This is a genomic window from Shewanella frigidimarina NCIMB 400, from assembly GCF_000014705.1.
Lineage (GTDB): Bacteria > Pseudomonadota > Gammaproteobacteria > Enterobacterales > Shewanellaceae > Shewanella > Shewanella frigidimarina.
The window spans coordinates 980,603-994,536 of the sequence record NC_008345.1 but is presented as its reverse complement, the minus strand read 5'-3'; the positions used below and the strand labels follow the sequence as shown (position 1 = coordinate 994,536).

Below are 13,934 nucleotides of genomic sequence, written 5' to 3'. Positions count from 1 at the left end.
GTATAGCAACTAGTTATCGGCTAATATAAAAAAATCTTAAACATATTACAGAAAAGTGATTATTTATAACCACTCATATAAACCTTTTGCCGACTTGAGGCTGTCAAATAACTACACCATCATATTGGACATGTTGTGACATTAAGGATGCCGCTATTAATCAGTCAACAAACGAGCAATTAAGCCACTTAGCGGCACTTGACGATAATCAGTTGGTCGCAATAGCGGTTACTGGATGCAAGCAGGCATTCCAGCAACTCTATAGCCGCCATCATAAGCGGGTTTACGCCATTTGCTTTAGATTGAGTGGCCAAGCTCATCTTGCTGACGATATGACTCAAGTCTGTTTTATACGCTTATGGCATAAATTGGACCAATTCAGAGGCGACAGCCAATTTACCACTTGGCTGCATCGGTTGTGCGTCCGTCAAGCGATTAACGAGCTAAAGGTACAGCAATCGTGGTGGCGACGTTTTATACCGACAGAGCAACTTGAGCCGCAGGACATACCCACGGTTGCCTTTGATGAGTATCACCAATTGGATAAATGTATTGCAAAGTTACCTCAACGGACTCGTATCGTATTTGTACTGTGTGCGATTGAAGGTTATCAACATAAAGAAATTGCCGCCCTACTCAACATTGCCGAGGGCACCAGTAAAGCGCAGTACCATAATGCTAAACAATTTTTGCAGGAGATGCTTGCATGAACCAGTCACCGCAAGACCTCGATAGTCTAATCAAGTCATTGCCGCTAGAGATGCAACCGACAACCGATTTGTGGCCAGAGATTACAGCTCAGTTGTCGCCTCAATCTCAGCAAAAAACACATCTGACTCGACCTTGGCTTATTGCCGCTAGCGTTGCGGTTTTGTCTTTGCTAGCGATGCTGCTTTGGCAACGCCCTGATGGTAATTCATTACTGCCGCAAACAGCCACAATAACGACAACAGTCCCAGGGGCCACATTGAATACAGAGGCAACATTAGCTGAGTCAACGTTAGTCGAGTTGGTCGATCAAATCGCTTTGACTCATCAGACTCAACTGGATGTTTTTAATCAAAATCAATACACCGTGAGTTGGCAATTATCATCAACTGATGCTCCACAACAGATACAGAGCGATATTAGCCAAGCACTAGCCGAGCTGGATACCGCCTCAAAACAAGTACAAGCAGCATTGAAGCAACAACCGACTAATCAACAAATGTGGCAATTATGGCGTTGGATCATGCAACGTCAAATAACCCTATTACAGCAAGGCCAAAAGCTCCCATTTACGTCTAAACGGACATCACAAGGAAATACAATATGAGCATTCTTAAATACGTGTTAATCGTGCCGTTAATCGGTATCAGTTTTATCTCAATGGCCAAAGAAGCCGTTGACCAACAATTAAGTGTTTCTGATAACCCTTCTGTCAGCATGAAAATACAACGCGGTAATGTTGAGCTAGTCAGTTGGGATAAAAATAGCATTCAAGTAAAAGGTGAACTTGATGAGTTAAGCCAAGGCTTAACATTTGAAGTTAAAGGCAATAGCGTTATTGTAGAAGATAAATTACCACGCAGTTATCAAGGCAGTAATAAACAAGGATCACAACTGACCATTTACCTGCCTAAAAAACTTGCTTTAGATGCCGAGGGAGTATCAGCCAGTTATCAATTATCACAGCTAAATGGCCAAATATCGTTAGCGTTAGTCAGCGGCAACATTAACGCCCAACAACTTAGTGGCAATACTAAACTCACCACGGTGTCAGGCAATATTAATACCTCTGAGTTAACGGGAAAAATTAACCTAGAAACGGTATCGGGCGATATCACTGACAACAATAGCCACGGCGAAGCTGAGCTGCGCTTAGTGAGTGGCGAACTGAAAAGTCAAAGTGCCTTTACGCAATTGTCTGTCGACCAAGTGTCTGGTGATATCACCGCAACAGTTAGCCAAGTCACTGAGTTAAACATTGTTACCATCAGTGGTGATGCACAAATAACCTTAGGGGCCGATTTAAACAAAGCTCAACTCGAAACCATAAGTGGAGATATGGCGCTAACGTTTACGGCTATGCCTAACATCAGTTTTATGATTGATGGCGGCCCTGGTGGAAAAATTGACAATCAATTAACCGATGATAAACCGCTAAAACAAAAATACTCACCAGCCAAAACGTTGCAGTTCAAAACTCAAGCTGGCACAGGTCAAGTCAACATCAATACCATTAGTGGCAAAATTAGCCTAACTCAATAAGTGTAAATAACATTAGCTCGAGGTAAGCGATGCTTATAAAAGAGCAATGTCCTCGCAATTGATTTTGTATTCAGAAAGTGATTTTGTATTGAGTAGAAAGTGATTTTGTATTGAGTAGAAAGTGATTTGCAATGAGCAGATAAAAAAAGGCCCGGTAATCATTATATGGTGACAACCGGGTATTTTTATATATTCAAATGATAACTACACAGACTTGACTTCAGCATCGGTTAAAAAGCGCCATTCACCTGCGGCTAAGTCAGCATTTAACTCGATAGCACCAACCGCTTCACGATGTAAATTAACCACTCTATTACCCACCGCGGCAAACATACGCTTAACTTGATGGTACTTACCTTCACTAATCGTCAATCGTACATGAGTTGAGTCAATAATATCCAGCAAAGCAGGCTTAGTCAGTCCATCTTCATTGCGCAGCTCAACGCCATCGGCAAATACCTGGATTAAACTGTCATCAATAGGTTCGGCTAATTCCACCCAATAGCGTTTGCCACAATCTTTCTTTGGCGAAGTGATTTTATGCGACCACTGACCATCACTAGTAATTAACACTAAGCCTGTGGTGTCGACATCTAATCGGCCAGCAATGTGCAAAGTATCCATTTTCTCAATATCAATCAAACTCAATACTGATGGGTATTCTTCATCAATGGTTGAACAGATGGTGTCTACCGGTTTATTTAACATGATGTAACGTTCGCCAATCACGCTAATTAACGTACCGTCTAAATGCACTGCCATTTGTGGTAGTACTTTAAAACCTGAATTTTTTACCACAACACCATCACAGGTAACATCACCACGGTGCAAGGCTCTCTTGGCCAATGACCGAGTTAGTTCGGTACTTTCACAGATAAATTTGTCTAAACGCACAATGATTACTCAATCTAAAAATATTGGCGCTATTATGCTGCTTACACGCTCAAATAGAAATCAATCACCAACATTTTTCACTGCTAAGGTAATTTTTGGTTACACATCCTCACAAAAAACACGCTAAAAATGCCCCTTTGCGGCTTGTTTTATAGACGGATAAGGCTTTAACATACAATTCACAATAAAAGTAATAGCTTTTCCCTTTGGATAAAGGGGTTATTACTGAATTAAGCGACACTGATCGCAATGCCCCATTGAAGGGCTCTTTACATCAAGCAAAGGAAACAACATGAGAAAATTGGTTATTGGCGGTCTATGCGCCTCATTAATTGCAGGCTTGAGTGCTTGTAGTGATGACAAGGCAGTCGTTACGCCTGCTGCAGATGTCGCAAAAACAGCTACTGCTGCTGCAGTAGAAAAAGCACTTACATCTGGCATCACGTTTGACAACATCGACAAGTCAGTGCGCCCACAAGACGATTTTTACATGTATGTTAACGGCGCATGGATGAAAAATGCAGAAATCCCTGGCGACCGTACCAACATTGGTGCATTTTACGACCTACGTGAAAATGCACGTGATGACGTTAAAGCCATCATTGAAGACTTAAGCGCGACGCCAAACCTAGCCGATGGCACTGATGAACAGAAAGTAGCTGATTTATATCGTTCATTTATGGACGTTGAAACGCTAAATAAATTAGGTATTGCGCCAATTCAAGCTGATTTAGATAAAATTGCCGCACTAAAAGATAAAAAAGAATTAACCGCGTTTTTTGGTGAAAACCAAGCAAACGGTGGTGGTACACCTTTAGCATTCTATGTTGAAATTGATGCTAAAGATTCAAGCCGTTATGCCACACACATTTGGCAATATGGTTTAAGCCTGCCAGAAAAAGATTACTACTTTAATCAAGAAGAACGCTTCGTCAACATCCGTAAAGCCTACGTTGAACACATTGAAAAAATGTACAATCTTGCTGGCTTACCTAATGCAAAAGCAAATGCTGAAGCCATTCTTGCACTTGAAACACAAATTGCAGAAAAGCATTGGGACGTTGTTGAAACGCGCGACAGTACTAAAACATACAACCTATACCAAGTTAAGAATTTGCCAGAATTGGCATCAGAAATTAACTGGGATGGTTATTTAGCAGCGCTTGGCGGCGACAAGCAAACTGATATTATTATCAACCAACCAAGTTATATCCAAGGTTTAAACGAGGTGCTTAAAAATAACGACCTTGATACTTGGAAAAACTACATGACTTGGATGGCATTGACACATAATGCCAGCAATTTATCTGAAGCATTAGATAATGAAAACTTTGAGTTTTTCTCTAAGACACTTAATGGTCAAGAAGAGCAAGAAACTCGCTGGAAGCGTGGCGTGAGCACGGTAAGTGACACGCTAGGCGAAGTTGTGGGTAAAGTGTATGTGAAACGTCACTTTGCACCAGAAGCTAAAACCCGTATGGAACAGTTAGTTGAAAACTTACGTGGCGCTTATAGTTCAAGCATTGACTCACTAGATTGGATGAGTGCTGATACTAAAGTTGCTGCAAAAGACAAACTGGCTAAATTTAATCCTAAAATTGGTTACCCGAACAAGTGGGATGACTACAGCAAACTGACCATTAAAGCAGATGACTTAGTGGGTAACGCTAAACGTGCGGCCATTGTTGAGCATAACAAAGGCTTAGCTAAGTTAGGCCAACCTATCGATAAAGACGAGTGGCACATGACGCCACAAACAGTTAACGCTTACTACAACCCAACCATGAACGAAATCGTGTTCCCTGCTGCGATTTTACAACCACCATTCTTCAACTTAGAAGCTGATGATGCGGTTAACTATGGTGGTATTGGTGCAGTTATTGGCCACGAAATGGGCCATGGCTTTGATGACCAAGGTGCTAAATTTGATGGCGAAGGTAACATGCGTGACTGGTGGACCGAAGCTGACTTAAAAGCATTCGAGTCAAAAGGCAATGCATTAATCGCTCAGTACAATGGTTATCAAGTATTTGACGACCTACACGTGAACGGCAGCCTAACATTAGGTGAGAACATTGGTGACTTATCAGGTGTGACTATCGCCTATAAAGCTTACAAAATGTCACTTGATGGTAAAGAAGCACCGGTTATTGATGGCTTAACAGGCGATCAACGTTTCTTCATGGGCTTCACTCAAATTTGGCGTGTGAAGATGAAAGAAGAAGCAATGCGTAACCGCGTAGCAACTGATCCGCATTCACCAGGTCATTTCCGTGCATTAGGTGCGTTATCTAACATGCCTGAGTTCTACAGCACTTATGACGTGAAAGAAGGCGACAAGATGTACATTGAGCCAGCTAGTCGCGTAAAAATTTGGTAATCACCAAGGCGAATGACTGACTTAGGTCACATTTACACAAAAAAAAGGGCATCGAAAGATGCCCTTTTTTATTATAAAAAAACTAACCACTTGATAATAAAAACGAATACAACACATAGCCAAGTTAATATATATCATTAAACCTTGTTCATTCAGCCCCTATTCAGCCAAAAAGCGGTACATTGGATTAACAGACATTATGCTGGAGCTATTCAATGAATAAGTTGTTTCGTACCTTCTTTATATTCTTAATTTTACTGTCTACACGTGGTGCTATTGCCCAGCCTAACGAGCTTAAATACACCAAGCTAGCTCAGCCATCTGACTTCAGCCAAAAATCATCTAATGATATTGAGCAGCTAATGGCGCTTTATGATCACAACACCGACTTGGTGACACAAGATAGTGATAACTTGCATGCTCTGATGTCACGGGCACCGGCGGCGCAGCAAGAACTGATTGACCTACTTCACTTCATTGACCAATCAAGTAATACCAAAACCATTCTTCCTGCTACCAAAAGTTATCAGCGTGCGGCTCAAAAAGTGCAAACTAAATTTAATGGAGATGCCAGCCAACTAACCGATATAGCACGGGCAAGTGTGGTGGCCTATGACGTAAAAAGCTTGCTATCAAGTTACCAACAGTTGAGCCAATACACCGAAATTGTGCAATTGAAAAATCGTTTTGCTCACCCTAAAGTATCAGGTTATCGTGATTTAAATGTATTAGTGAAATTACCCGTAAGCCAAATGGTGGTTGAAGTACAATTTCATTTAAATGATATTGCCGACATTAAAAGTGGCCCTGAACATCATGTTTATGAGCAAATCCAGCAGATTGAGTCTCAGGCTAAAGCCACATCAAGACGCTTAAATGACATAGAGCAAGCCACTATCGCTAAACTGCGTCAAGACTCTCACAAGCAGTATCACAAAGCGTGGTTAAGCTACAAACGTCAAAGTTTATACAGTTCACAACGCCAAGTTGCATAGTATCCACACCACCCTTTAGCGCTCATATGAGCGCTTTTTTTTTGCCAAACAAGATCCGCAACAATCACATCTGCTATACTCGCGCCCATTACGAAACGATCTGCTGGACAATGCGATGAATGACATTATTGAACAACTACAAGAATTAAGCGAAACCGTACCGGTGCCGTTAGAATTGCCAACTTTTGAGCAACTTGTAGAAGTTGAAGAACAGATCTTAATTGGTTTACCCAATGATTTAAAAGAATTCTTACTGTATGGCAGCGATGTTATTTATGGCACGCTTGAACCTGTTACCGCTGCCGATCCATCTTCACATACCTACTTACCTGAAGTAGCTTGTTATGCTTGGTCTATTGGATTACCTCGCGAACAAATTGCCATTTGCCAAATCGGTGATAGCTTTTATTGTATTGATGAAGAAAGCCAAGTGTTGTTTTGGAAAAAAGGTCGATTTAGCGACAAAGTATGGGAATCATTTTGGCATTGGGCCGAAGACGTGTGGCTTAATCGATAATCCTATCTACTAGCCTAGGTTGGAGTTAACTAACCCAACGCGAGATAATAAGCGCTTATTAAACAAATTATCACTAACAATGAGAACGATCATGTCGAAAAATACCGGTTTAAATGCAATTGAAATTCAATGTTTACGTCAGTCTTTAGGCCTAACAACTGAACAGGTTGCTAGCATCACTAAAGCCAGTAATGAAGACGTGATGGCATGGGAATCTGGCGAGCAAGAAGCGCCTATTCCGGCTCAAAAAAAGTTACTAGAAATCGATGATATTATCGAAATGCAAGTGCTCAACACCTCTGACGGTATTGAAGAGCTTTTTAAAAAAGAGCCTAAGCGTCGGTTAGCGTTTGTGGTGTATCCGACTCAAGCGCTATATACCCAATACAATCCAGAATTTTTAAGCACTTTGCCATTAACTGAATTATACAATGCCGCAGCTTGGCGTATTAAAAAAGAATGCAAACTTGTACTTGAAGTGGATGTGAGTTTGGTGGCACTAGATGCTGAAGCATACAAAGCTTATCGCGCTGATAACGGCATGAGCGAAAGCCGTGAAAGCCGTGCGAAATGGGCTGCTACTCAATTATAAAAAGTCTGCATATTGCCAGTAAATAATCAAAAGGAAGCCTTGTGCTTCCTTTTTAATGCCTGTTATTTCGTTGCATTAACAAGTGGTGCTGTTTTGGCGAGTGCTGCGGCCAAAGCAGGACGTTGCTTTAATCGATCGCGATAAGCGGACAACTTAGGCGGCAGATGTTGCTCGAATCCCAAAGCCCAACCTAAGGTTTGTGCGAGTAAAATATCGGCAACCATAGGCGAGCTACCACATACAAACCCAGACTCTGGTATCCAAGTTTCTGCAATAGCAGCTGCTTGATCAAACTCCCATTTAGCCACAGCAAACATGGCGTCTACGCGCAATTCTTTTGGCAACGCAAAACGATGTTTACCCATGCTCCACAATGGTTGTTCAAGTTCGCTAATCACAAAGCTCATCCAGCGCTCATGAATACCCGACGCTTGAGTACCTGGTTTTGGTAACCATTTACCTTGGCCGTACTTTTCAGCTAAATAACGCATAATGGCCGCGGATTCAGTTAACACAAAGTCACCATCGGTGAGTACTGGCATTTTGCCACTAGGGTTGAGGGCTAAAAATGCGTCACGTTTATTTTCACCTTTGGCAAAATCAATAAAATGAAATTGCCATTCAACGCCTAATTCTTCTAAAAGCCAAGATACTCGGAGTGCTCGACTTTTTTGAGTTCCATATAACGTAATCATGTTGAATCCTTTTGGGGTAATCCAATCAATTCGTACAATAAAAAAAGCCACATTGCACCTTAAGTGAATGTGGCTATCGATATCTTATGACGTTGCCATTAGAACTTCATTGTGACTTTAGTATAAATATAACGGCCTAGTGGGTTATGTACGCCCATTGCGTAACCATAAAGGTCAGCATCGCCATCACCAATCGCAAATGATGGCTCTTCATCAAACACGTTATTTACACCTACAGATAACTTAACAGTATCGTTGAAACGATATGAACCAGACATATCAACTAACAACTGTGCATCAACAGTACGAGTTTTGTTGTAGTCTTCAAACTCACCTATATAGCTTAAGTTAACGTTAGCCGTAAAGTCGTCCATGTTCCAGTTGGTTGTTGCCAACCAACGGTGTTGTGGATACTCGTACTCACCGGTGTAGTCAATCGTTGTTCCATCAACTTCTTTTTCAAAGCTGATTAAGTAGCTGTACTCTAGACCAAACTTAATATCACCATAGCTGTTTAACTCAAGACCGTAATGGCTAGATAAATCGATACCTTGTACTTCTTGTGAGCCAATATTGACAAATGCTGACTTGATTACGTCAATTGAGCCAAATGTTTCGCCCGCTTGCGGTGCATTACGTAAACAAATAGTGCTGTTTTGATCATTACAGTTTTCGTCGTAAAGATCTTGGTTTTGCAATGAGTCAATTTTGTGATCTTGGAGAATATTGTATAAATCAAAACCAATATCAAACTGCTGACTTGGTGCCCAAATCATACCGACGTTCCAAGTCTCAGACTCTTCCGCTTTAAGATTCGGGTTGCCAGCAAATATAAAGTTGTAGTCAAGCAATTCACAGTCGACGTTATCTGCGGCACAACGATAGCTATCGGTTAAAAAGTCACTTTTTTCAGAAGGGCCTAAACCAATTTGTGCTAATGATGGTGCACGGAAACCTGTGGACCAAGAACCACGTGCAGTTATCTCGTCACTAATACCCCACTGGAAAGCAATTTTAGGGTTAGTGGTTGAACCAAAGTCACTGTAGCTGTCATAACGACCGGCAAGTTGTAATTCAAAGTTATCTGCAATAGGAATTGATAATTCTACATAGGCAGCATGTTGATCACGCGAACCAAATGCAGACACCGCTTCAGTACCAAAAATAAGACCGCGTTGGAACTGCTCATCTGGAATGTCACTAACGCTTTCTTCGCGGTATTCTGCACCTGCAGCCATCATGATATCGCGATCTGCGATGGTAAATGCATGGCCCGAAATACTCGCATCATAAGCTGTGATGCTTGACTTACCTTGTCTTACTAGACTTGTGGTGATGCGATCAATCACATCTTGCGAGTTCATAGTGCCGCCAAACGGGTTGTAGTTACCGGCATCAATTTCGGCTTGTAAGTAATCGGTTCTTACCCAACCTTGTGAGCGGTCACCGGTTTGAGTAGATTCACTGCGGCCACGTTGCGCTGATACTTCCCAGTCCCAATCATTGATAACGCCACGAAGACCGGCAACAATACGCATGGTATCTGATTCGATATCCCAACGACGTGCGCCAGCATCAACTGTACGGTAACGACCGATATCAATGTCTTGTCCAAATGGATTGTTAGGATGAGAACCAGGCACGGTTAAACCAGCATCTTCATCTAATGGCGTTGGTGCACCACCCGCTTCAGAGGTGTTATGTTGTACAGATAACTCTAAAAATGCAGTTAAATCTTCACCGAGCATGTAATCAAATTGGCCAATAGCACCAACACGCTCAGACGTTGGAATGGTTAAATTGTATGGACCGTAATCAAACAAACAACTGCCACTTGCTGTGGCATTCTCAGCGGGGCAATCAGGATCGATGGTTTTCACACCATTAACATAAAAATACCCTGGAAAGCCTCGCGATGAACGGTAATCTTCACCGCCATAAGGTGATTGGTTAGCAGTGCCAAAACGGCCCATATCGCTTGCTGACAAAGTACCATTAGTAAAGTAATCAAGAATAACTGACGCACTGCCTTTGTCGGCTTTTACGCCCCACACCAAGCTGGCTGTAGTTTCGTCATAACCCGTACCGCTGTCGTCGCCATAACCTAGGTTAATTTCAAGCCCTTCGATGTCTTTTCTTAATATGATGTTAACCACACCAGCGATAGCATCAGAACCATAAATAGCTGAAGCACCGTCTTTAAGAATATCAATGCGCTCAATTGCTGATACAGGGATGTTGTTGATATCAACAAATGAATTCGAAATCCCTTCAGCAAAGGCACTCGATCCCACTCGACGACCATTGATAAGTACCAAAGTGGCATCTGGCCCTAAGCCACGTAAACTGATTGATGCGCCACCGTTAGCGGTAGAATCTTGGCTGTTACCACGAGTAGAAAATGCGCCAGAACCGTTTGCAGGCATACGTTCAAGCAATTGTTGTAGGTTATCAAAACCCATGTTGGCAATATCGTCTTTATTCAACGATTGAACTGGCGATGGTCCTTCAATATCAGTCCGTTTGATACGAGAACCGGTCACTTCAATTCGTTCAACTTTTGATTGTGCACCGGCTTCGGCAGCTTGAGAAACGAATGCGATAGGGGCAAGGGACAGTGAAACGGCGATGGCGCAAGCACTACGCAATAGGTTAGTTTTTTTCATGATCATCCTTAACGTTAATTTATTGTTTTACATCCTTGACTGCTGCACACTGCCGTTTAAAACTATAACGACGTGCAACTCGTACGGATTTATTTTTACGTAACCAAGTTAAGTTATTTCTTAACAAAGTCAACACAAGCCAGTAATGTAAATGTAACTAGTTACTTACACAAGAATAAATACTTAAAAAAAGTGAATTTAAAAGCTTTTGATATGGAGATCAAATGAGTGACAAAACCCTAGTTAGTGCCCACTTTCATGCAAACCTAGGTCTGTACTGGTTATTGTCTGGCAGCGTATTTCTTTTCCTAAGTGTCGTTGGTATTCCATTGTTATTATTATGGTTTCCCCTAGGGTTACTGGCGACAAAGCGTTACATCAATAACATGAGTGCTGAATTAACCGAGCAAAAACTCATCGTCCGCAAAGGGTTGTTTACTCGAACAGAAAATACCGTTCCATTGGATAAAATCACCGATATGGCACTTATCCAAGGTCCCATTATGCGCATGTTTGGCATTCATAAACTTACCGTAGAAACCGCCGGGCAATCTGGCGCAGGGGCGTTAATTAGCTTAATTGGCGTCATAAATGTAGTCGATTTTAGAGCACAAGTACTGGCACAAAAAACACAACTCAGTGAACGGCAAAACAGCGCATCAGCTCGTCCAAATACCGATGTATTAATCCTAGACAATCTACAACAAATGAACGCCACATTATTGCGAATAGAACAATCATTAACCGCTAAACAATCAAACTAGGTCTTTTTTAACATGCTTAATCAACAAACTGCATCAGCCTTACCGTGGGTCTCTCGTGTTAGCACACTGTTTAAAGCCACAGGACCAGGAATCTTAATGGCCGCCGCCGCGATTGGCGCTTCTCACCTAGTGGCCTCAACTCGAGCAGGTGCCGAATTTGGTTGGCAACTGGCGTGGCTCATTTTATTAGTCAATATCGTTAAGTATCCTTTCTTCGCGGCTGGCGCTCGCTACACCGCAGCAACTGATGAGAGTTTATTGCACGGTTATCAAAAGCAAGGGCGCGGGTATTTGATGCTGTTTACTGGGCTTAATGTTATTGCCGCCATTGCCAGTACGGCTGGGGTATGTATGTTAACGGCGGCAATGTTAACCCAGTTTATTCCGCTATCAATTGACGTATTAGCGCTGATTGTATTGGCCAGCTCATTAGCATTATTAATTTTCGGCCACTACAAACTGCTTGATAAAATGACTAAAATTATCATGTTGGCTCTTACGCTAACCACCCTGGTAGCCGTGGCATTAGCCTTTAATCGTTATAGCGGATTCGGCACTCCAGTGGTCAGTGAATCTCCTTGGCAATGGGCATACGTCGGTTTTTTAGTAGCGATGATGGGTTGGATGCCAGCTCCGATAGAGGTAAGTACTTGGAACTCGTTATGGTTAATAGAAAAACGTAAAACCCAAACGGTAACTGCCAAGCAGGCTATTTTTGATTTTAATCTAGGCTATGTCACCACGGCATTACTGGCGATTGTATTTTTAGCGTTAGGCGCATTAGTGATGCACGGCAGTGGCGAGCGTTTTTCAGACTCAGGTGCGGTATTTGCCTCACAATTGATCACCCTTTATAGCCAAGTCATGGGCAATGAAAGCCGCTATCTAATTGGGATTGTTGCATTTTTATGTATATTTAGTACCACGGTTACCGTGATAGATGGCTACAGTCGCACACTTGATATGGGCTGGCGATTACTGTCTCACAACACGTCACCACGCAGTTATTTAACCCAGGTGATGCTCGGGATCAGCGCGCTTGGTTTATTACTCATTTTATTCTTTAAAGGCGCCTTATTACCGCTGCTTGAATTTGTGATGATCCTTGCCTTTATGACTACCGTTATTTTTGCATGGCTTAACTTCCGTTTAATGACAAGTAACACCTTGGCTAAAAAACATCGTTATGGCCGTGTGATGGTTGGGTTGTCTTGGATTGGTTTATTGTATTTAGTTAGCTTCGCTATCTTGTTTATTTATTGGTATTTCACAAAATAATCTCACTAAAAGCCTAGAGGCTAGGACGCTACGCGGCTAGATCCTATAAAATCAACAGCCTAACAGCGAAGCGACACTAGCTGCGTTAGAAATCGATTGCAGCTCAAGCAGGATTAATCTGACTAATCAGTGATTACCCGCTATAATAGTGTTTCGTCAACTGACCTAAACCATTTATGCGCAGCCGCGCCAGAGAACCTTATGATTAACAATGATATTCTTCGCCGTATTCGCTTTGTGTTTGACTATTCAAATGCCAAAATGATTAACATTTTCAGCCAAGCCAAAGTAGACATGTCTTCAGAGCAAATTATTGCGCTGTTGAAAAAAGAGGAAGAAGAAGGTTATCAAGCGTGTAATGACACATTAATGTGCCAATTCTTAGATGGTTTGATCATTCAAAATCGTGGTTTAAAGCCTGGAGCTGAAGTACCAGTGCCTTTAAAGCAACTGACTAATAATCTTATATTCAAAAAATTACGCGTAGCGCTAGAAATGCGTGAAGAAGATATTATTGCCGCATTAGCTTTAGCAGATTTTTCAATGACTAAATCTGAACTAGGTGCGCTATTCCGTAACCCTGACCATAAAAACTATAAACCTTGTGGCGACCAGGTGTTAAGAAACTTCGTTAAAGGTTTATCAATCAAACATCGCGGTAAGTAATATTCGTTAGGATGTTGAGATAATACTTTATTAATGCGTAGCTTAGGCTGCGCATTTTTGTTTGTGGCGTTTACATTTAAACAATAATAATTTTGCATTTACACCATGCGATTGTTCACATAGTAATGACACAATAGTAAATGATGAGTAGAAGTACCCAACAATAATGTGATTTTACTCACTTAACAGACCACAAAAAAGATCAGACGTGATAATCTACAATCATAAAAAAAACCA

At 41.7% G+C, this 13,934-nt stretch carries 13 protein-coding genes; 10 read left to right on the top strand and 3 right to left on the bottom strand.

From position 1 onward, the window contains the following. Window positions 1-212 precede the first annotated feature (212 nt). The 3 genes from SFRI_RS04355 to SFRI_RS04345 are packed head-to-tail and all read left to right on the top strand — an operon-like array spanning window position 213 to window position 2,250. Complete coding sequence (locus SFRI_RS04355; protein WP_011636322.1) at window positions 213-710, top strand: RNA polymerase sigma factor; 498 nt, start codon at window positions 213-215, stop codon at window positions 708-710. Next, window positions 707-1,315, top strand: a complete 609-nt coding sequence (locus SFRI_RS20960; RefSeq protein WP_011636321.1) for a hypothetical protein — start codon at window positions 707-709, stop codon at window positions 1,313-1,315. Before SFRI_RS04355 ends, SFRI_RS20960 begins: the two co-directional genes overlap by 4 nt. Next, complete coding sequence (locus tag SFRI_RS04345) at window positions 1,312-2,250, top strand: DUF4097 family beta strand repeat-containing protein (protein WP_011636320.1); 939 nt, start codon at window positions 1,312-1,314, stop codon at window positions 2,248-2,250. The genes SFRI_RS20960 and SFRI_RS04345 overlap by 4 nt, the downstream gene beginning before the upstream one ends. Before the next feature lie 204 nt (window positions 2,251-2,454). On the opposite strand, the gene rsuA is transcribed toward SFRI_RS04345, so the two are convergent. Next, a complete protein-coding gene (gene rsuA / locus SFRI_RS04340) occupies window positions 2,455-3,144 on the bottom strand; it encodes a 16S rRNA pseudouridine(516) synthase RsuA (protein ID WP_011636319.1) in 690 nt (229 codons plus the stop codon). Between the two features lie 292 nt (window positions 3,145-3,436). Between rsuA and SFRI_RS04335 the strand changes: the two genes are divergently transcribed. The 4 genes from SFRI_RS04335 to SFRI_RS04320 all read left to right on the top strand — a co-directional run bounded on the left by SFRI_RS04335 (window position 3,437) and on the right by SFRI_RS04320 (window position 7,628). Next, window positions 3,437-5,524, top strand: coding sequence for a M13 family metallopeptidase (locus SFRI_RS04335; RefSeq protein ID WP_011636318.1), 2,088 nt, complete (start codon window positions 3,437-3,439; stop codon window positions 5,522-5,524). A gap of 215 nt (window positions 5,525-5,739) precedes the next feature. Further along, window positions 5,740-6,519 carry a nucleotidyltransferase family protein gene (locus SFRI_RS04330; protein WP_011636317.1) on the top strand — a complete coding sequence of 260 codons (780 nt, stop codon included), beginning with the start codon at window positions 5,740-5,742 and terminating at the stop codon, window positions 6,517-6,519. Window positions 6,520-6,634: 115 nt separating this feature from the next. Further along, on the top strand, window positions 6,635-7,036 hold the full coding sequence (locus SFRI_RS04325) for an SMI1/KNR4 family protein (RefSeq protein WP_011636316.1): 402 nt from the start codon (window positions 6,635-6,637) through the stop codon (window positions 7,034-7,036). 91 nt (window positions 7,037-7,127) lie between these two features. Beyond that, complete coding sequence (locus tag SFRI_RS04320; protein WP_041412800.1) at window positions 7,128-7,628, top strand: DUF4447 family protein; 501 nt, start codon at window positions 7,128-7,130, stop codon at window positions 7,626-7,628. A 62-nt stretch (window positions 7,629-7,690) separates the two neighbouring features. Here the strand turns inward: SFRI_RS04320 and SFRI_RS04315 are convergent, their stop codons facing one another. After that, on the bottom strand, window positions 7,691-8,323 hold the full coding sequence (locus SFRI_RS04315) for a glutathione S-transferase family protein (protein WP_041412798.1): 633 nt from the start codon (window positions 8,321-8,323) through the stop codon (window positions 7,691-7,693). Between the two features lie 98 nt (window positions 8,324-8,421). Next, on the bottom strand, window positions 8,422-10,989 hold the full coding sequence (locus tag SFRI_RS04310; protein WP_011636313.1) for a TonB-dependent receptor: 2,568 nt from the start codon (window positions 10,987-10,989) through the stop codon (window positions 8,422-8,424). A gap of 224 nt (window positions 10,990-11,213) precedes the next feature. Here SFRI_RS04310 and SFRI_RS04305 point away from each other — a divergent pair, with 224 nt between their 5' ends. The 3 genes from SFRI_RS04305 (at window position 11,214) to SFRI_RS04295 (ending at window position 13,697) form a co-directional block, all read left to right on the top strand. After that, complete coding sequence (locus SFRI_RS04305; protein ID WP_011636312.1) at window positions 11,214-11,753, top strand: PH domain-containing protein; 540 nt, start codon at window positions 11,214-11,216, stop codon at window positions 11,751-11,753. A gap of 12 nt (window positions 11,754-11,765) precedes the next feature. Next, on the top strand, window positions 11,766-13,031 hold the full coding sequence (locus SFRI_RS04300; RefSeq protein WP_011636311.1) for an Nramp family divalent metal transporter: 1,266 nt from the start codon (window positions 11,766-11,768) through the stop codon (window positions 13,029-13,031). 201 nt (window positions 13,032-13,232) lie between these two features. After that, window positions 13,233-13,697, top strand: a complete 465-nt coding sequence (locus SFRI_RS04295) for a YehS family protein (protein ID WP_011636310.1) — start codon at window positions 13,233-13,235, stop codon at window positions 13,695-13,697. The last annotated feature ends 237 nt before the right edge of the window (window positions 13,698-13,934 follow it).